17 protein-coding genes are annotated in these 18,740 nt (G+C 50.3%); 10 read left to right on the top strand and 7 right to left on the bottom strand.

The window, feature by feature from the left end; all coding sequences use genetic code 11:
• Positions 1-125 precede the first annotated feature (125 nt).
• From JHD74_RS13095 to JHD74_RS13080, 4 genes are all read left to right on the top strand, one after another.
• Positions 126-1,217: a LacI family DNA-binding transcriptional regulator gene (locus tag JHD74_RS13095; RefSeq protein ID WP_074032133.1), complete on the top strand. Its 1,092-nt coding sequence runs from the start codon at positions 126-128 to the stop codon at positions 1,215-1,217.
• Between the two features lie 142 nt (positions 1,218-1,359).
• Positions 1,360-4,452: a beta-galactosidase gene (locus JHD74_RS13090; RefSeq protein ID WP_199062844.1), complete on the top strand. Its 3,093-nt coding sequence runs from the start codon at positions 1,360-1,362 to the stop codon at positions 4,450-4,452.
• Between the two features lie 213 nt (positions 4,453-4,665).
• A complete protein-coding gene (locus JHD74_RS13085; RefSeq protein ID WP_196062985.1) occupies positions 4,666-5,928 on the top strand; it encodes an MFS transporter in 1,263 nt (420 codons plus the stop codon).
• 23 nt (positions 5,929-5,951) lie between these two features.
• Entirely contained in the window at positions 5,952-6,560 is a 609-nt protein-coding gene (locus JHD74_RS13080) for a maltose acetyltransferase domain-containing protein (protein WP_098932001.1), read from the top strand.
• A gap of 156 nt (positions 6,561-6,716) precedes the next feature.
• Here JHD74_RS13080 and purB read toward each other — a convergent pair whose 3' ends face one another.
• The 5 genes from purB to rluE form a co-directional block, all read right to left on the bottom strand.
• Complete coding sequence (purB, locus tag JHD74_RS13075; RefSeq protein WP_024529948.1) at positions 6,717-8,087, bottom strand: adenylosuccinate lyase; 1,371 nt, start codon at positions 8,085-8,087, stop codon at positions 6,717-6,719.
• Positions 8,088-8,108: 21 nt separating this feature from the next.
• Positions 8,109-8,735: a high frequency lysogenization protein HflD gene (gene hflD, locus JHD74_RS13070; protein ID WP_021804670.1), complete on the bottom strand. Its 627-nt coding sequence runs from the start codon at positions 8,733-8,735 to the stop codon at positions 8,109-8,111.
• Positions 8,736-8,737: 2 nt separating this feature from the next.
• Positions 8,738-9,841: a tRNA 2-thiouridine(34) synthase MnmA gene (gene mnmA, locus JHD74_RS13065; RefSeq protein ID WP_021178255.1), complete on the bottom strand. Its 1,104-nt coding sequence runs from the start codon at positions 9,839-9,841 to the stop codon at positions 8,738-8,740.
• A 95-nt stretch (positions 9,842-9,936) separates the two neighbouring features.
• The gene (locus JHD74_RS13060; protein WP_074032137.1) at positions 9,937-10,383 is read right to left on the bottom strand and encodes an NUDIX hydrolase; all 447 of its coding nucleotides are present in this window, start codon (positions 10,381-10,383) and stop codon (positions 9,937-9,939) included.
• A 9-nt stretch (positions 10,384-10,392) separates the two neighbouring features.
• Positions 10,393-11,019 carry a 23S rRNA pseudouridine(2457) synthase RluE gene (gene rluE / locus JHD74_RS13055; RefSeq protein WP_065686209.1) on the bottom strand — a complete coding sequence of 209 codons (627 nt, stop codon included), beginning with the start codon at positions 11,017-11,019 and terminating at the stop codon, positions 10,393-10,395.
• A gap of 140 nt (positions 11,020-11,159) precedes the next feature.
• On the opposite strand from rluE, the gene icd reads away from it, so the two are divergent.
• From icd to JHD74_RS13030, 5 genes are all read left to right on the top strand, one after another.
• A complete protein-coding gene (gene icd / locus JHD74_RS13050) occupies positions 11,160-12,413 on the top strand; it encodes an NADP-dependent isocitrate dehydrogenase (RefSeq protein ID WP_021804667.1) in 1,254 nt (417 codons plus the stop codon).
• Positions 12,414-12,608: 195 nt separating this feature from the next.
• Positions 12,609-13,067 carry an IS200/IS605-like element IS1541C family transposase gene (gene tnpA, locus JHD74_RS13045; protein ID WP_024531425.1) on the top strand — a complete coding sequence of 153 codons (459 nt, stop codon included), beginning with the start codon at positions 12,609-12,611 and terminating at the stop codon, positions 13,065-13,067.
• Positions 13,068-13,230: 163 nt separating this feature from the next.
• Positions 13,231-13,575 (top strand): hypothetical protein, encoded by a 345-nt coding sequence (locus JHD74_RS13040; protein ID WP_074030916.1) that lies wholly within the window; start codon positions 13,231-13,233, stop codon positions 13,573-13,575.
• A 37-nt stretch (positions 13,576-13,612) separates the two neighbouring features.
• Entirely contained in the window at positions 13,613-13,816 is a 204-nt protein-coding gene (locus JHD74_RS13035) for a hypothetical protein (protein ID WP_143182269.1), read from the top strand.
• A 350-nt stretch (positions 13,817-14,166) separates the two neighbouring features.
• Positions 14,167-14,697: a fimbrial protein gene (locus JHD74_RS13030; protein WP_074030917.1), complete on the top strand. Its 531-nt coding sequence runs from the start codon at positions 14,167-14,169 to the stop codon at positions 14,695-14,697.
• 193 nt (positions 14,698-14,890) lie between these two features.
• Here the strand turns inward: JHD74_RS13030 and JHD74_RS13025 are convergent, their stop codons facing one another.
• Positions 14,891-15,913 carry an AAA family ATPase gene (locus JHD74_RS13025; protein WP_074030919.1) on the bottom strand — a complete coding sequence of 341 codons (1,023 nt, stop codon included), beginning with the start codon at positions 15,911-15,913 and terminating at the stop codon, positions 14,891-14,893.
• Positions 15,910-16,467, bottom strand: a complete 558-nt coding sequence (gene pnuC, locus JHD74_RS13020; RefSeq protein ID WP_074030920.1) for a nicotinamide riboside transporter PnuC — start codon at positions 16,465-16,467, stop codon at positions 15,910-15,912. The genes JHD74_RS13025 and pnuC overlap by 4 nt, the downstream gene beginning before the upstream one ends.
• Positions 16,468-17,310: 843 nt before the next feature.
• Here pnuC and JHD74_RS13015 point away from each other — a divergent pair.
• Positions 17,311-18,234, top strand: coding sequence for a fimbrial protein (locus JHD74_RS13015; protein ID WP_233169528.1), 924 nt, complete (start codon positions 17,311-17,313; stop codon positions 18,232-18,234).
• Positions 18,235-18,740 lie beyond the last annotated feature (506 nt).

The following is an 18,740-nucleotide window of genomic DNA, read 5'->3' as shown; positions in this document are numbered from 1 at the left end:
CGAAGGCCTGAAATCAATACCTTCAGGCCGTGCCGCCAATAATGCCTGGTTGAATAGCTTCTTAAGCTGCTATGATTAACACTCATTAGCTTGATTTCTTTGAATTAATCGACGCGAGAAACTGTATGAAGCCTAAATCTGTCACGCTGAATGACGTCGCCGACTATTCCGGAGTGTCGTATCAAACCGTGTCGCGGGTATTAAATCGTGCTGAACACGTTTCGGGTAAAACCCGCGCGAAGGTCGAGCAAGCAATGGCTGCGTTGAATTACGTACCAAACCGTGTCGCACAGCAACTTGCAGGTAAACAGAGTTTTACGCTAGGGCTGGCGACCACCGAACTAGCGCTGCACGCACCTTCCCAAATCGCTTCGGCAATTAAAACGCAGGCGAACCAGATGGGATTTAACGTGGTGATTTCCATGGTGGAAGATCTTAGCGTTCAGGCCTGTCGCACTGCGATAAATGAGCTGTTGTCGCAACGGGTGGATGGATTGCTGATTAATGTTTCTCTCTGCGCTGAAGATTCTCACGCTATTGAACAAGTTTGTGGCAAGGTGCCTGCGCTGTTTTTGGACGTCGACCCTGATTCTGATGTCTCCAGCATTCTTTTTGATCCCTATGAGGGGGCTCGTCAAGGGGTAGAACATGTCGTTGCTCTTGGGCATCGTGATATAGCACTGATTACCGGGCCGCTGGTCTCGATTTCGGCGCGTTTGCGCTATCAGGGGTGGCTGACTACGTTAACGGAGTGTCAGTTGAAGCCTTGTTCGGTGCTCCATGGCGATTGGAGTGCGGCTTCCGGTTATCAGCTTGCCGGGCAGATCCTGAGCTTGCCGAAACACCCAACGGCGATATTGGTTGCCAACGATCAAATGGCGTTAGGCGTGCTGCGTGCTCTGCAGGAGTATGGGTTGCAAATTCCGGTGCAAATGTCGGTAGTGGGTTACGATGATACTGAAGACAGTGCTTATTATTACCCCCCGCTGACAACCATTAAGCAGGACTTTCGGATGTTGGGGCAGGAAAGCGTTAAACGCCTGGTTCAGTGCCTGGAAGAGCGACATGTGCCTCATGCCGGTTCTTTGCGTTTGACGACCAGTCTGGTGCAAAGGCATACAACGGCGGTTATGAATCAAGAGAAGGTATCGCTGCAAACTTTATCTCAGGAGTTGCTGCGTATCGCACGCCAAATCTCCGCGCTCGAGGGAAAATAGCCGCCAACGCCAGGGATCGGTTGCGATCCCTGAGCTTAATTTGTGACTGACCTCGCTTTCCCAAGGATATTTGCTTTACACCTCTACACGTACTGTTCATTTTATTGTTAATTGTGAGCGTATAACATTTTGGAGGGGAAGCATGAACGCATCTCAAACAGGGAAATCACTCAGCGCTGTTTTATCTCGTCGAGACTGGGAAAATCCTGCCTGTACGCAATACCGTCGCCTACCAGTACACCCGCCATTTCAAAGCTGGCGCAATGAGCAAGATGCCAGAGAAGATAGAGCTTCAGCGCAGTCTGTTTCATTAAATGGGACCTGGAAGTTTAGCTATTTTAGTCAGCCAGAACGGGTGCCGGAGACCTGGCTACAGAGCGATCTGGATAACGCTGATGAAATACAGGTGCCGTCAAACTGGCAATTGGCAGGCTATGACGCACCGATTTATACCAACGTCACCTATCCGATCCCGGTTAACCCACCCTTCGTCCCGGTAGAAAATCCTACAGGATGTTATTCGCTCACATTTAATGTCGATGATGGGTGGCTATCGCAGGGGCAGACCCGGATTATTTTCGACGGTGTCAATTCTGCGTTTTATCTGTGGTGCAATGGTCACTGGGTTGGCTATTCACAAGACAGCCGTTTACCTGCTGAATTCGATCTCAGCGATGTTTTGGTTCCAGGGGAAAACCGGCTGGCGGTGATGGTATTACGCTGGTGCGACGGCAGTTATCTGGAAGATCAGGATATGTGGCGCATGAGCGGGATTTTTCGCGATGTCAGCCTGTTGCATAAACCCGCCACTCATCTGAGCGATATCACTATTACCACGCCATTAAGCGACAGTTTCCGCCGAGGGGAGTTGGTGGTAGAGGTGCGAGCTCATCAGCCACAACAACACCGGGTGCAGGTGCAACTGTGGCGTAAAGATGCTCTGATCGCCGAGAAAATGCAGGACTTCGGCAGCGAGATTATCGATGAGCGCGGCGCTTATGATGAGCGCACGACTCTGCGTTTGTCGGTGGATCAACCCGCCTTGTGGAGTGCAGAGACGCCAGCACTGTATCGTGCAGTGGTCAAGTTGCTCTCCCCAACCGGTGAATTGGTGGAGGCTGAAGCCTATGATGTGGGTTTCCGACAGATTGAGATCAGCAACGGCTTGCTAAAGCTTAACGGACAGCCGCTATTGATACGTGGCACCAACCGGCATGAGCACCATCCAGAGCATGGTCAAGTCATGGATGAAGCCACCATGCGTCAGGATATCCTGCTGATGAAGCAGCATAATTTCAACGCTGTGCGCTGTTCCCATTATCCGAACCACCCGCTGTGGTACAAGCTGTGCGATCGCTACGGCCTGTATGTAGTGGATGAGGCTAATATTGAAACCCACGGCATGCAGCCGATGAACCGGCTAAGCAACGATCCGCTCTGGCTACCCGCCATGAGCGAGCGCGTTACGCGTATGGTGCAGCGTGACCGTAACCACGCTTGTATTATCATCTGGTCATTGGGCAATGAATCTGGCCATGGGGGCAACCATGATGCTCTGTACCGCTGGATAAAAAGCGAGGATCCTACCCGTCCGGTACAGTATGAAGGCGGCGGAGCCAACACAGCCGCAACGGATATTATCTGCCCGATGTACGCAAGGGTTGAGCAGGATCAACCCTTCCCAGCGGTACCCAAATGGTCGCTCAGCAAGTGGATCGGTTTACCCGACGAACAGCGTCCGCTGATCCTGTGCGAGTACGCCCATGCCATGGGCAATAGCTTTGGCGGTTTTGATCGTTATTGGCAGGCTTTTCGTAAACATCCGCGACTGCAGGGGGGCTTTGTCTGGGACTGGGTCGACCAAGGTCTGACGCGTCTTGCCGATGATGGTCAATCATACTGGGCCTACGGCGGCGACTTCGGTGATACGCCTAATGACCGCCAATTTTGTCTTAACGGGTTGGTATTCCCCGATCGCAGTCCGCACCCGGCACTGTTTGAAGCGCAACGTGCCCAGCAGTTTTATCAGTTCCAAATGCTCGAACAGCAGCCGTTAACGATTGAAGTAAACAGTGAGTATTTATTCCGTACCAGCGATAACGAGCGGCTTTATTGGAATGTAGCCTTGGACGGGAAAGCTATTGCACAGGGCGAGATTGAACTGTCATTAGCGGCGCAGGGTACGCAGAAAATCGTACTGGGTGACATTCCCGAACTGAAAGAGAGCGGTGAACTGTGGTTGAACGTGGAGGTTCGCCAAATCAAGGCAACAGCATGGTCTGTAGAACATCATCGTTGTGCCTGGGACCAGTGGCGTTTATCTCGACCATTAACCTTACCAACCGACCACAGTGACGTTCAGGCGCAGTCACCTCGGTTGAACGAGCATGATGACGCTTTCAGCATTGAGTGGGGGACACAGCGCTGGCAGTTCAATCGGCAAACCGGTTTGCTTGAGCAGTGGTGGCAGGGTGAAAAAGCCGCTCTGTTGACGCCGTTACGCGACAATTTTACCCGTGCACCGCTTGATAATGACATTGGGGTGAGCGATGCCGCCCACATCGATCCTAATGCGTGGGTAGAACGTTGGAAGAGGGCTGGTATGTACGCGCTAGAAACGCGCCTACTGCAATGTGAAGTTGATGCGATTTCCCAAGGCGTGCAGATCTGCACAGCCCATGCTTATACCTACCAAAACAACATCATGTTTATCAGCCGCAAGACCTTTTTGATTAACCGCCTGGGTAAACTGCATATTGATGTCAACGTTGATGTAGCCCATGGAATTCCAGCGCCGGCGCGGATTGGCTTGAGCTGCCAACTTGCGGAGGTTGCTGAACGCGCAACGTGGCTGGGGTTAGGCCCACACGAAAACTACCCTGACCGCCAGCTTTCCGCTCAGCTTGGGCGGTGGACGTTACCGCTTTCTGAGCTACATACGCCATACATTTTCCCAACGGAGAATGGATTGCGTTGCAATACTCGGCAACTGAATTTTGGCCACTGGCAGTGGCAGGGGGATTTCCACTTTGGTCTCAGCCAATATGGCCAGCAACAATTGGCTGATACCTCGCATAACCATTTGTTGCGTGCGGAGCAGGGGGTTTGGGTCAATATAGATGGTTTCCATATGGGGGTCGGCGGTGATGACTCATGGAGCCCGAGTGTGAGCCCAGATTTTATCTTGGATGCTGAGCACTATAACTATAAGTTGGTTTGGCAGTACGGCGGATAATACTTATTCATCACAGGATGGATTCTTAGTTGCACTTGTTTACCCCAGTCACATGGTTATCTATGTGACTGGGGGCGTGGGTTTAGCACCTTCCCGCAACTCGAGTATTTAAAATACGGAAAAGTATCTATCTCCTACCTGATGAAAATATAAATAATGTCGCGTACTTGAGTATGAGCTCAAACGCGCTTGGGTTTTGCACAAGGAGTTCGCATGTACTATTTAAAAAACACTAACTTCTGGATGTTTGGGCTGTTTTTCTTTTTCTACTTCTTCATCATGGGCGCCTATTTTCCGTTTTTCCCTATCTGGCTGCATGACATCAACCAGGTCAGTAAAAGCGATACCGGCATTATCTTTGCCAGCATCTCCTTCTTCTCATTACTGTTTCAGCCGATATTTGGCTTGCTGTCGGATAAACTGGGGTTGAGAAAACACTTGCTGTGGATAATCACAGGGATGCTGGTGTTGTTTGCGCCGTTCTTTATCTATGTTTTTGGCCCGTTACTACGCACCAATATTGTTTTAGGCTCCATTGCGGGTGGGATTTATCTTGGCTTCATTTATAACGGAGGTGCGCCGGCTATTGAAGCGTATATAGAGAAAGTAAGCCGCCGTAGCTCGTTTGAATTTGGCCGCGCGCGTTTATTTGGCTGTGTGGGCTGGGCGTTGTGTGCCTCTGTGGTTGGCATCATGTTTACCATCAACAACGAATTTGTATTCTGGTTAGGCTCTGGTTGTGCCGTGATACTGGCGATCCTGTTACTTATCGCCAAGCCTGAAACCGGCAGTACCGCCCAGGTTGCTGACAAATTGGGCGCTAACACCAAGCCATTTAATTTACGCTTGGCGTTCGAATTATTGAAAGACTCAAAACTGTGGTTTTTAGCCCTGTACGTGGTAGGCGTTTCCTGTACCTATGATGTGTTTGATCAGCAATTCGCCAACTTTTTCACTTCGTTTTTCTCTTCTACCGATCAAGGAACGCGTGTTTTTGGTTATGTCACCACGATGGGGGAGTTGCTGAATGCCTCAATCATGTTTTTTGCACCGCTCATTGTGAATCGTATCGGTGGGAAAAATGCGCTGTTGCTCGCGGGGCTAATCATGTCTGTACGTATTATCGGCTCTTCATTTGCCTCTACGCCGTTAGAAGTGGTTATTCTGAAAACCTTGCATATGTTTGAAATTCCGTTCCTGATCGTCGGCTGTTTTAAATATATCACTTCGGTATTTGAGGTGCGTTTCTCTGCCACTATTTATCTGGTTTGCTTCTGTTTCTTTAAACAATTAGCCATCATGTTTATGTCGGTCTTTGCCGGGAACATGTATGAAAAAGTCGGCTTCCACGGAACCTACCTTATTCTGGGGCTTATTGCGCTAACGTTTACTCTGATATCAGTCTTCACTTTGTCGGGACGTGGGCCGCTGTCAGCTTTTAAACGTGAACCTGAAGCCGTAAGGGATATGGCATAGTCAACGACAAGGATAATGCGATGATGACGCAACGGGAAAAGTTAGCCAGTGGGTGTTTATACACTGATATGGATGAAGGTATGGCAGAAGAGCGCCTGCGCGGAAAAGAATTGGTTTATGACTTTAATCATACGCGGCCTTCAGAGCGAACAAAACGTGAAGCGCTGATCCAACAACTGATGGGAAGGATTGGCAAGAACTTTTGGATTGAGCCGCCACTGCATGTTGCCTATGGTAGCCAGATCGCTATTGGGGAAAACTTTTATGCCAACTTTAATCTGGTTGTGGTGGACGACGGTAAGGTCCAGATTGGCGATAATGTGATGATTGCACCGAATGTCACGATATCTACCACGGGGCACCCGGTGGATCCTGCGGTGCGGATTACCGGCCAGCAGTTTTCTTTGCCCGTAACCCTTGAAGATAATGTCTGGATTGGGAGTGGGGTCATCATTAACCCTGGCGTTACCATTGGTCGTAACAGCGTTATTGGTGCTGGAAGCGTAGTGACCAAGGATGTGCCTGCAGACGTGGTTGCTGTGGGCGTTCCCTGCCGCGTACTAAGACCAATCGGTGAGCACGATCGAGTTTTCTACCATAAAGGGCGGCGTTTCACAGATAGCTCACTATAAAACGGCAAGATAATCTTTTCGCTGCGTAGGGTCGCTGATCTTGCCGGCTTGTTGTTTCATAGGTGATCCGGCTGTGGGATCAGGTTCAGCTCGGTTAAAGTTTACCCGCCCTTGGGCGGGTAACTAAAGAGCCTTTAAAGATACAAGGGAAGACGCTTACTTCAGCTCGTCAACCATGGTGGTGGCGCGGCCAATATAGTTAGCTGGCGTCATGGCTTTCAGGCGGGTTTTCTCGTCTTCTGGCAGTTCCAGGCTATCGATAAAGGTTTGCATACCTGCCGCATCCACGCGTTTGCCACGGGTCAGCTCTTTCAGCTTCTCATACGGTTTTTCGATGCCGTAGCGGCGCATCACGGTCTGGATCGGCTCGGCCAGCACTTCCCAGTTGTGATCCAGCTCATCCAGCAGGTGCGCACGGTTCACTTCCAGCTTGCTAATACCTTTCATGGTGGCCTGATAGGCAATCAGCGCATAGCCCAGGCCCACGCCCAGATTACGCAGCACCGTGGAGTCCGTCAGGTCACGCTGCCAGCGGGAAACCGGCAGTTTGCTAGCCAGATGGCCCAGTACCGCGTTAGCCAGGCCCAGGTTGCCTTCGGAGTTCTCGAAGTCGATCGGGTTAACCTTGTGCGGCATGGTGGAAGAACCGATCTCACCGGCAATGGTTTTTTGCTTGAAGTGGTTCAGGGCGATGTAACCCCAGATATCACGGTCAAAGTCGATCAGGATGGTATTGAAACGCGCCACGCAGTCGAACAGCTCGGCGATATAGTCATGCGGCTCGATCTGGGTGGTGTACGGGTTCCAGGTCACCCCCAGCGAGGTGACAAACTCTTCGCTGAAACGGTGCCAGTCCACTTCCGGATAGGCCACGATGTGGGCATTGTAGTTGCCCACCGCGCCGTTGATTTTACCGAGGATCTCAACGCGCTCTAACTGGCGATATTGACGCTCCATCCGGTAGGCCACGTTGGCAAACTCTTTACCCACGGTAGACGGGGTAGCGGGTTGGCCATGGGTACGTGACAGCAGCGGAATATCACGATATTCCAGCGCCAGCCCTTTGATGGATTCGATGATCTTGCGCCAGTGCGGCAACACCACATCCTGACGCGCGGTATGCAGCATCAGCGCGTGGGACAGGTTGTTGATGTCTTCAGAGGTACAGGCGAAGTGGATAAACTCGGACACGGCGTGCAGAGCGGGTACCGCTTCCACTTTCTCTTTCAGGAAGTATTCCACCGCTTTCACGTCGTGGTTGGTGGTGCGCTCGATGGTCTTGATGCGCTGGGCGTCTTCTTCACTGAATTCTGCGACGATCTTATCGAGGTAAGCGTTTGCGTCGGCGTCAAAAGCGGGAACTTCTTTGATCTCTGCGCAAGCGGCCAGTTTTTGCAGCCAACGTACTTCAACCTGCACGCGGAATTTCAGCAAGCCATACTCGCTGAAAATGGTGCGCAGTGCGCTGACTTTATCACCGTAGCGTCCATCAATGGGGGAAACGGCGGTCAGTGAGGATAATTCCATCGGTAGCAACTCCTGGGAAGTTTAACAATGAGCAACGATATTTTGCGCCTGCTTGAGCAGACGATTACGGGAAAACATTAACTGCAGGCGGCTACCGCCAACCTGCTGCCACAGCACGGCGGCACGAATACCGGCGAGCAGGGTGGCACGAACCTTGGCCTGCACCTGCGGATTTTGCAAGATGGCGGGTGAACCTGTTACCTGAATACGTGGCCCTAATGGTGCCACGACATCGACATAGATACCGGCCAGGGCGCTGATGATGGTATCTGAACCCAGTTCATAATGCGCCAACTGACGCTCCAACTGGCTCAGGCGCTCGCCGAGCGTATTCATCGCCGTTTTGTTGGCGTTCAGCTTGCGCTCCAGCACCATCAGGCTGATGGTGTAGCGGGTCAGTTCGGCAGCCGGGCCTTTGTTATTGGCGTTGAGTACGCCAATCAAGGTTTCCAGGCCCATCTTAAGGTTACGCTCTTCACCGCCGAACACCGCCAGGGTAGAAGGCGGATCCATCTGCAACAGGCTGTTGAGTGAGGTATGGAAGGCTTCGCCATCCATTTGCCCTTCGTGCGCCAACTGCTGTACCAGACGGGCCGCTTGGCTAATCCCGGCCATGGCCAGCGTGATGTCGTAATAATTCTTCGCCACGGTTACTCCTGTATACGCTGTTCAATAATGCCGCCGCCCAGGCAGATATCGCCCTGATAAAACACGGCGGACTGGCCTGGGGTGACGGCTGCGACCGGCTCGTCGAAGCGGACTTCGATGCGCTCGGCGTCTAGCGGCGTCACGGTGCAGGGAATATCCTGCTGGCGATAACGGGTTTTAACCGTACAGCGCAGAGGTTGTGTCAACGGCAGGCGATCCACCCAATGCAACTGCTGGGCGATCAGGCCGATAGACATCAGGCGCGGATGTTCGTGGCCTTGAGCGACCACCAGAATATTGTTGGCGACGTCTTTATCTACCACGTACCACGGATCTTCGCTGCTGTCTTTCATACCGCCGATGCCCAAGCCTTTACGCTGGCCGAGGGTGTGGTACATCAAGCCCTGGTGCTCGCCGATGGTTTGGCCGTCGACGCTAACGATTGGGCCTGGCTGTGCTGGCAGATAGCGGCCCAGGAAGTCGCGGAATTTACGTTCGCCGATAAAGCAGATGCCGGTAGAGTCTTTTTTCTTGGCGGTAACCAGTTCCAGTTGCTCCGCAATGCGGCGTACCTCTGGCTTTTCCAACTCACCGACCGGGAACAGGCTTTGTGCGACCTGCTCGTGGCTCAGGGTATACAGGAAATAGCTTTGGTCTTTGTTACCGTCGACGCCGCGCAGCAGGCGGCTTTTGCCGTCCACGTCCTGGCGGCGGACATAGTGACCGGTAGCGATAAAATCCGCCCCCAGATCTTCAGCCGCAAACTCCAGGAACGCTTTGAATTTGATTTCTTTATTGCACAGGATATCCGGGTTAGGGGTACGGCCTGCCTTGTACTCTTCAAGGAACAGCTCGAACACGTTGTCCCAGTATTCCGCCGCGAAGTTCACCGTATGCAGCTCGATGCCCAGCTTGTCGCAGACGGCTTGCGCATCGGCCAAATCGGTGGCGGCCGAGCAGTATTCCTCGTCGTCATCTTCTTCCCAGTTCTTCATGAACAACCCAGCGACCTGATAGCCCTGTTGTTGTAACAGATAGGCGGTAACGGAAGAGTCGACGCCGCCGGACATTCCGACGATCACTTTTTTCTGGCTGTTGTCTGACATGGGGATCTCACGAACTTGAACACGTACTGTGCGATAAAAAACAAGCGCAGGATTTTACCACGTTGGCCGCCTGCGCGCACGGCCCTTATTTGCCGTTAAAGCGGCCAGTTAAAGCTGGCAACCAGCGACAACGGGTAGCGTTCCGGCTGCTGATAACAACGGATCGTCTCGGCCACTAGCGGTGAACGCAGGTTTTCAGCCTCCAGGATCTGCTCGGCGGTCAGCCACAGACAGCAGTCGATGTCATCGTCTTGCGGCTCGGTGGGCAGCGGCTGCTCCAGCTCAATCACAAAGCAGAAGCGCAAAAACGGCGTGCGGTCTGGCGCGATCCACTGATGCATCCGCAGGAAAGACTGCGGCGTGGAGCGGATGCCGGTCTCTTCCCACAACTCGCGCTCGGCGGCCTGGACCAGCGTTTCATCCGCTTCGAGATGGCCAGCCGGTTGATTCCACAGGGCTTTACCGTTGATGGTTTCTTCGACCACCAAAAATTTACCGGCGGCATGAACCACGCAGGCAACGGTGACGTGCGGCTTAAACATGGCGGTTCCTTATAGTGAATCGACGGTCTGCCATTCCCCAGGTTGCAAGCTCCCCAGGGAAAGATTGCCCATACTGTAACGAATCAGGCGCAGGGTAGGGAAGCCGATATGTGCCGTCATGCGACGCACCTGGCGGTTCCGGCCCTCGTAGAGCGTGATTTTCAGCCAACTGGTGGGGATGGTCTTGCGTTCGCGGATGGGCGGAGTACGTGGCCATAACCATTCTGGTTCTTCGACCAGCTCCGCTCCGGCGGGCAGGGTTGGCCCATCGGTCAGCGTAACGCCAAGGCGCAATGCAGCCAGATCGCTCTCCTGGGGTTCGCCTTCCACCTGCACATAATAAATCTTACCGGTGCGTTTGCCGGGCTGGGTTAGCTGCGCCTGTAGCTTACCGTCGTTGGTCAGCACCAGTAAGCCTTCGCTGTCGCGATCGAGTCGCCCGGCGGCATAAACATCGCTGAAAGGAATGAATTTTTTCAGAGTGACGCGGCCGGCTTCGTCGGTAAACTGTGGTAACACATCAAAGGGTTTGTTGAAGATAACCACTCGCCGCGGCGCCTGCGATTTCTGGCGTGCTGCGGGTTTACTGCGGCTGAATCGTTTAACTTGGTGATTTTTAACAGAGAATTTAGTCATGGTCTTTGAGATTTCGAATGTTAAGCGCATTATAGCCTAATCCGTTTCGGATTGGCGCGAGCTGAATATTCAAGTAGTATTGACACGCATCTTACAAAGCATTAACAAAAATTGCGCTTGAAGACAGAAAGGAGAGGTTGATGGAAAGCAAAGTAGTTGTTCCGGCAGAAGGTAAAAAGATTACGGTTGATGCCCAGGGTAAACTGGTTGTTCCGCATAACCCTATCATCCCGTTCATCGAAGGTGACGGTATTGGCGTTGACGTTACTCCTGCCATGATCCACGTGGTGGATGCAGCGGTTAAAAAGGCCTACCACGGCGAACGTAAAATCTCCTGGATGGAAATCTATACCGGTGAAAAATCCACCCACGTTTACGGGAAAGACGTGTGGCTGCCGGAAGAAACACTGGAACTCATTCGTGACTACCGCGTAGCGATCAAAGGCCCACTGACTACGCCAGTGGGTGGCGGTATTCGTTCTCTGAACGTTGCACTGCGCCAGCAACTCGATCTGTACGTGTGTCTGCGCCCGGTACGTTATTACCAGGGCACACCAAGCCCGGTTAAGCAGCCTGAGCTGACCGATATGGTGATCTTCCGTGAAAACGCCGAAGACATCTACGCCGGTATCGAATGGAAAGCGGGTTCTGCAGAAGCCGACAAAGTGATCAAGTTCCTGCGTGACGAAATGGGCGTGAAGAAGATCCGTTTCCCAGAGCAGTGCGGTATTGGCGTTAAGCCTTGTTCCGAAGAAGGCACCAAACGCCTGGTTCGTGCGGCCATCGAATATGCGATCACCAACGATCGTGATTCAGTGACGCTGGTTCACAAAGGCAACATCATGAAGTTCACCGAAGGTGCCTTCAAGGATTGGGGCTACGAACTGGCACGTGAAGAGTTCGGTGGTGAACTGATCGACGGCGGCCCATGGCTGAAAATCAAGAACCCGAACACCGGTAAAGAGATCGTGGTTAAAGACGTGATCGCCGACGCCTTCCTGCAGCAAATCCTGCTGCGCCCGGCTGAATACGACGTGATCGCCTGTATGAACCTGAACGGTGACTACATCTCTGACGCCCTGGCAGCTCAGGTTGGCGGTATTGGTATTGCCCCTGGTGCCAACATCGGTTCCGACTGTGCGCTGTTTGAAGCTACCCACGGTACCGCACCTAAGTATGCTGGCCAGGACAAAGTGAACCCAGGGTCCATCATCCTGTCCGCTGAGATGATGCTGCGCCACATGGGTTGGTTCGAAGCTGCTGATTTGATTGTTAAAGGCATGGAAGGCGCTATCGCTGCCAAGACCGTGACTTACGACTTCGAACGCCTGATGGAAGGCGCTAAGCTGCTGAAATGTAGCGAGTTTGGCGACGCTATCGTTAAACACATGTAAGTGTGATTTAGTGTTGAATGATAACGGGAACCTGATGGTTCCCGTTTTTTTTGTGCACAGAAAACCTCCAGCTAGGCTGGAGGTTCCGTAAAGCTTTCAGCTTTGAGCCAGTTATAAAAACCCCTTTTGATTTGTTAAAACAGTTTGCGGTCTGGCAACTGCAAAGGTTCAACAAGAAATCAAAAGGGGGTCCCTATGAGGGACGAAAAGAGCTTAGCGCACACGCGATGGAACTGTAAATATCACATAGTATTTGCGCCGAAGTACCGAAGAAAGGTGTTCTACGGGGAAAAGCGTAAAGCGATTGGCAGTATCTTAAGAAAGCTGTGTGAATGGAAAAACGTGAATATTCTGGAAGCGGAATGTTGTGTGGATCACATCCATATGCTTCTGGAAATCCCGCCCAAGATGAGTGTGTCGGGCTTTATGGGATACCTGAAGGGAAAGAGTAGCCTGATGCTTTATGAGCAGTTTGGCGATTTGAAGTTCAAATACCGTAACAGGGAGTTCTGGTGCCGAGGGTATTACGTTGATACGGTTGGTAAAAATACAGCCAGGATACAAGAATACATAAAGCACCAACTGGAAGAGGATAAAATGGGTGAGCAGTTGTCGATCCCCTATCCGGGTAGCCCGTTTACGGGCAGTAAGTAATCCATAAATGCAAATGTCAGCTCGCAATGCGCCTGTTAGGGCGCGGCTGGCAACAGAGCCTTATAGGCGCATATGAAAAACCTCCGGCTATGCCGGAGGATATTTATTTTTCTGTTAACAATATCCTGATACTATTCGGTCAAAATACTAAAGGGATATGGATATGAAGAAACTACTTCTGACGTTAGCGGTGATAACTATCACGGGGTGCGTCAACCCCTACACTTATAGAGAAGATCAAGAGATTGTTGCCTCTTTTACGACATCTAACGGAGTTCAGGAGACGCAGGAATGTATCTTGGCTGCGTGGCAAGGTAAGTTAACCGGGGGAGGGCCTGTTTCATCACAGAAAACAGGGAAGTATTACAGCATTATTTCGATAGCGGATAATGCAGATGTCTATAGTGATGGCGGTATAACCAAGATTGATTTCTACTCGCTGAGAGGTTCACTGGATCCGTGGCGAGGAGTAAAAAAACGAACAGAAGGAATAAAATCCTGCCTATAACCACCTTCTGGTGGTTTTTTTACGCTTGGAGAAAAGCTTGAGTGACATTGCAGGAGTTGCTCGGCGTGTCGATACCAGCGACTTGCAGAGTGGAAACAGTGACTGGATAAACTCCAGCAAAAAAACAACCGGGGCAGTTGGTGCCTCTCACTGCTACAAAAATGAGCCTTTAAACGTTCTCCTCTATTATCAATTAAATCCGGCTAGCATTGAAGCTGGTATTTTGACCTTGTGGATTTAGTCATTTCAAAACCTGTTGGTAAAAAGAAAATAGTCACGAATCTACGTTAGCCGTTGTGTCACTCTGCTAGTAACATATAAGAATGGAGTGGCAAATTCAATTATGATGATGGTCATGAGTGAACTATGTTCAGCAAGTGGATACACCAATAGCCGCGACTGCCCTCAATAAATATTTCCCCCCACGTTTTAGGTTGTACAAAAATTGACTAAAAAACGCACGAAACCAGGCTGGATTAAATTAATTTTTGCCTGTCGCTGACACAACGTAAATGAATTTTAATTTTCTGATGAAATGCGATTATTGACATGCACATTCGATGCAATTGTTTTTTAATAAGGGGTTTTATTATGAAAGTTAAAAACTTGTTCGCTGTACTATTTTTAACAACCTTCGCTTTTAGCTCGGCGGTGATGGCCGAAGGTAGTGGAAGAATGACCGTGTCAGGCAGCATTATTAAGACGCAAACATCTTGCGCTATAGCACCTGAGTCCATTGACCAGACGGTTACGTTAGGGCAGGTGGCCGATGCCGCACTGCTTGAAAACAATGGCTCTGGCAAGTCGACTGTACAACATTTCAATATTCGCTTGGAAGATTGTGAAGTTTCTGGCGGTAATAGTGTAACCGTTACTTTCGTTGGCGCGGAAGGAAAGGATGGCCGTCTTGGCATTACAGGTACGGCTAGCGGTGCCAGTGTTGCATTGACCGACGGGGCAGGAAATGTGCTTGAACTGGGAAAACCCAGCAAAAACTTTTCGCTCCAGAATGGTAATAACATCCTTCCTTTTACCGTTTACCTTCAGGGAGATGGTGTGCCGGGAAATATTCAAGCGGGTGATTATCAGGCTGCAGCTGGTTTCATGCTGAATTTCCAATAAATCAAAAATTCACTATTGAATATCGGGAGCCTGAGGGCTCCCGTTCTTTGTGTCCCCGACGAGGCGGGCTAAACCATCGAACTGAAGGACGCTTAGGAAGTCAGAGATGTGCAGCGTAAACGAAAAAATAAAGCAGATTTTTATACTATCGTGATTATCCAGCTAACAGTGTCTTTGTAGTAACACTCTGTGTTCAAATAATCGAAACCTTAGAGGGAGAAAGATGATCAAGTATCTGCTCTACTCGCTGTGTCACACTGCCAGTAACGTATAAAAAGGGAATGCCACGTCTGGTCAACTCTTCGATATACCATTGCTGTTGTCGTTGACGGAATGACTCATCCTGGCGTGTGCCATCCTGATGGAAAGCGAAATCGTCAGCACAAAGCACGACTGTGTCGTAATGTCGGCAGGCTAACTCCTCCAATGCAGGGTCTGCACTACCAAACATGGCCAACGAGTAAAATAACGTTGTCAGCGGTGAAGTATCACAAACTAAATAGCGATTTGGGCATGCAGTCATCTCCCATAAGGTCTGGGTATGTGCAATATGCAGCATGTCTTCGAAAATCAGATGTCCCTTTCTTTGTTCCCATCGTTCGCGGCCATACTCACAGATCGACACAGTGTCCAGTGCAGTAGCTAATGCGATACTCAAGGTACTCTTGCCCGTAGATTCCCCGCCCAGGATACAGATGCGGTGAACAAAATGGGCGTACACTTCAGGTGCCATCAGGTGTCGATATTGATGAATGTCTGATCGAATCAGTGTTCCCGACACGGCTCCGGGCCCTAGCTCGCGCATCAGACGTACATGTGAAACCTGCCGTTGAAAACGTTTGCTAAGCACCTGAGCAAATCCAGAGCCATAATCTTCGGCAGTGAATACGGCTTCAGGAATTATGTTTAGGTGCTGTAGGCACAATGACGCGACGAAATGGCGGTGTGAATCGTCATCGCCTTCATTATGGGGCATCTGGCCAATGCCCCAAGCTAAAGCGTCCTCGGGTTCTATCACCAGAATGTGTGCTTGTGGAAAACGGGTCTGTAGATAGGCCTGCCGTCTAGCAGGGCCGAAGCCGGGGAGTTCAGGTAAGGAATAACTGATAATGACCAGCTTCTCGCATGCATCAAGTGCGGTGTTAATCAGTATTTCATGGCCATGATGTAATGGTGCAAACTTGCCCACGATCAGCCCAGTAGCAAAGCGTTTCATCTTGCTTTCAGCTCCTGACGCCATTGATAAAGGCCGTACCAGGCATTACACCAGAAGATGAGATAGAGGATCGCCGTGATGTAAAGCTCACGTGAAGCGTAAAGCGGTACCGCAATAGTATTTACCAGCAACCACACATACCAGTTCTCGATCCTTCTCCCCATCAGCATAAACTGCGCCATGATACTGAATGTCATGATCAAGGAGTCGAGCCAGGGAGACCAGGCGTTGGTATAAGTGTGAAGCACATAGGCATAACAAGAGGATACCAGCAAGGCTGCCAGGGCAAAACCGCCAAGCAACCACCCTGGGGTTTTACGGATATGGATTGCCTTACCTTGATTGCCAGTTAGCCAGTTCACCCAACCTGCGATGCTACTGGCAATGAAAAATAGCTGAAGTGTGACATCGGCATAGAGCTGAACAGAGAAAAATACCCACCCGTAGAGTAGGCAACCAATAATGCCTATCCACCAAGTATGAACATTATTACGGGCAGCCATCCATACTGAAGCGGCGTAAGTGCTACTCGCAGCTATTTCAATCAAAGACATTGATATTTATTCCTTTAAACACAGCTAGTTCACCAACGTAGCAAGTTGGCTATTGGATAATCTTGGTCTCCCGGTAGGAGACAACAAAGCTGCAATATAAGGAAGTATTTGGGCAGCTAAGTCAACATTGGTGATCTAATTTATGGGCTTTAGGCACTTCAAAAATAGCGCAGACTAAGAATCGGTTGCATAAAACCGAGTGCTGCATATTGGAGGAGCGCAGCTATATGGGAAGGTTTGAAACCTACCTTATGCTGAAGGAGTCACCGCTGCCAGCACCGTGATCAGCAATGTAGTCTATTCTAATCAGTATCAATAGTGAGTTGTTGAAGGGGACTCATCCCTTTTTAACTCCCGTTGGGCCAGGAGTTTTGATGAAGCTTTTTCTCAAAATATGGCGTGTCAGATTGGCACTTTTGCCGGTTCTGTCGCATTCAAAAGGCTTTATCTTGCCTGCTTACTCAACGTGACGGGTTTCGTTAATGTCAGCTTGAAAGCCACGACGCGCAGCTAATATGGTGGTCTTAAACTGGCTTGGCATCGGGTTCTGACATTGAAAATGACAAACGTAGTGAGCCTTTAGCGCCAGAGGTAAAAATGAAGGGGATAATACAGGGTACGATAGGGGTGCTTTTGCTCATGTCCGCCAGCAATAGTGCCTGGGCTGCGGTAGTCTGTTCACCGATGAATGGCTCCCCACGTACCGATAATGTGACTCTGTCTCCTGCAGCGATCTCGGCGGGGAGTGATCTTCCAGTCGGAACGGTGATTTATCAGGGCCGATGGGTGAGTGGTGCTACCGGCCTCTCGGTGATGTCCTGTGACTCGCCGACGGATACCTCAATGTGGCTTAACATTGCGTGGACAGTTGAGCAGGCACCTCTTCCCCTCGCCAACTGGGTGGGTAGTCCTTTCGGTGGCGCTGTCTATCAGACCAGTATCCCAGGGGTAGGAATTGCCATCTCCCGCAATAATAATGGTGATGCAGCCATATTAGGCAAACCTAACTATCAGTTTCCGGCGGATGTGAACAGCCTGGTGACAGGGGGATCCTATAAACCTTTTCTGTCTAACAGAACGATCTATGCAACGTTGATCAAAATTGGCGCTATTACACCGGGTAGTTACACCCTCAATGCGACGACATTGCCAACTGCCGCACTCTCGGTTGTGAATCCGATAAGTTATCCGGCGACAACCGGGCTTCCCATTAAAGCGTACATTATCAAGTTTCAGGGGCAGTTAACGGTATCAGCCCAGACCTGCACTACGCCAGATGTGAATGTTAATCTGGGGAGTTACGATACGCGGCAATACTTTACCAGGCAGGGGGCAACCACTCCGTGGGTTGATGCTTCGATCACCATGACCAACTGCCCAACCTTTTATGGTTATTATAATGCCGCCAACAGTACATTAATGTTTGACTATGCTATCGGCTCCGGGCAGGTAGCCAACTCAACCAATAATAGTATTGGCGTGCGATTGACCCCGACAACTTCAGTGATTGATGCTGCCAATGGGATTATGGCTATTGACTCTACAGTACCCGGTGCAGCATCGGGGGTGGGGATACAGCTCGGTTGGGGAAATAGCAGCCAAACGCCGTCGCTGTTTAACTTTGCGGCAGAGCAGTCAGTAACGCTACCAAAAGACGGTAGTCCGACAATTCGTGTTCCATTGGCTGCCCGTTATATTCAAACCGCTTCTGGGACTTCGCCAGGCAAGGCGAACGGCAAAGTCACGTTTACGATTAACTATTACTGATTAATGAAATACCCTACGGGTAAGCGGAGCTATCGATGTATCGCTGCCAAAACCCCTTAGTGTTGTACCTTTCTTTTATATATCAATGGGTTTCTTGTTTTTCTTATATGGCGTTTCAGTGCGGTTAGAACAATTAAGAAATGCGTTTTTTTATATAAGAATTTTATATAACTTATTGATTAATATGTCTATAAGTGATTTTTCCTGCGTTTTATACTACTTCACTAAGAATATTCCGCATTCAACGGTAATATTTATTCCAACAGCAAGGCAGTATGCAGTACCAGACGGATGGTTCGTGATAGGTAAGGGATAAAGGTTCGCTGAAATGGCTTTCAACAAGGAACTGTCGTTCATTGATATCTTGTGAATGTATCTTGTCTTCATTTAATTTGATAGCGCCAGTTATTGTCCTGCATTTCAAATGCTGTGTGATTGCCGATATATGCTCGCCATATTTATAGAGTTATGTATTGCAAAAATATATCCACCCTCCGTGGGTAACC

This window comes from Serratia sp. ASV30, assembly GCF_016428815.1.
Taxonomy (GTDB): domain Bacteria; phylum Pseudomonadota; class Gammaproteobacteria; order Enterobacterales; family Enterobacteriaceae; genus Chania; species Chania fonticola_C.
The sequence above is the reverse complement of the archived record's forward strand: the minus strand, read 5'-3'. Positions and strand labels throughout refer to the sequence as shown.

What these genes read in the sequence shown, in the direction of transcription:
- mnmA (WP_021178255.1), bottom strand. Translation starts at nt 9,841, where the DNA reads ATGTCAGACAACAGCCAGAAAAAAGTGATCGTCGGAATGTCCGGCGGC.
- JHD74_RS13080 (WP_098932001.1), top strand. Translation starts at nt 5,952, where the DNA reads ATGACGCAACGGGAAAAGTTAGCCAGTGGGTGTTTATACACTGATATG.
- JHD74_RS13040 (WP_074030916.1), top strand. Translation starts at nt 13,231, where the DNA reads ATGAAGAAACTACTTCTGACGTTAGCGGTGATAACTATCACGGGGTGC.
- JHD74_RS13090 (WP_199062844.1), top strand. Translation starts at nt 1,360, where the DNA reads ATGAACGCATCTCAAACAGGGAAATCACTCAGCGCTGTTTTATCTCGT.
- pnuC (WP_074030920.1), bottom strand. Translation starts at nt 16,467, where the DNA reads ATGTCTTTGATTGAAATAGCTGCGAGTAGCACTTACGCCGCTTCAGTA.
- purB (WP_024529948.1), bottom strand. Translation starts at nt 8,087, where the DNA reads ATGGAATTATCCTCACTGACCGCCGTTTCCCCCATTGATGGACGCTAC.
- JHD74_RS13060 (WP_074032137.1), bottom strand. Translation starts at nt 10,383, where the DNA reads ATGTTTAAGCCGCACGTCACCGTTGCCTGCGTGGTTCATGCCGCCGGT.
- JHD74_RS13030 (WP_074030917.1), top strand. Translation starts at nt 14,167, where the DNA reads ATGAAAGTTAAAAACTTGTTCGCTGTACTATTTTTAACAACCTTCGCT.
- icd (WP_021804667.1), top strand. Translation starts at nt 11,160, where the DNA reads ATGGAAAGCAAAGTAGTTGTTCCGGCAGAAGGTAAAAAGATTACGGTT.
- JHD74_RS13085 (WP_196062985.1), top strand. Translation starts at nt 4,666, where the DNA reads ATGTACTATTTAAAAAACACTAACTTCTGGATGTTTGGGCTGTTTTTC.
- JHD74_RS13015 (WP_233169528.1), top strand. Translation starts at nt 17,311, where the DNA reads ATGTGGCTTAACATTGCGTGGACAGTTGAGCAGGCACCTCTTCCCCTC.
- JHD74_RS13095 (WP_074032133.1), top strand. Translation starts at nt 126, where the DNA reads ATGAAGCCTAAATCTGTCACGCTGAATGACGTCGCCGACTATTCCGGA.
- rluE (WP_065686209.1), bottom strand. Translation starts at nt 11,019, where the DNA reads ATGACTAAATTCTCTGTTAAAAATCACCAAGTTAAACGATTCAGCCGC.
- tnpA (WP_024531425.1), top strand. Translation starts at nt 12,609, where the DNA reads ATGAGGGACGAAAAGAGCTTAGCGCACACGCGATGGAACTGTAAATAT.
- JHD74_RS13025 (WP_074030919.1), bottom strand. Translation starts at nt 15,913, where the DNA reads ATGAAACGCTTTGCTACTGGGCTGATCGTGGGCAAGTTTGCACCATTA.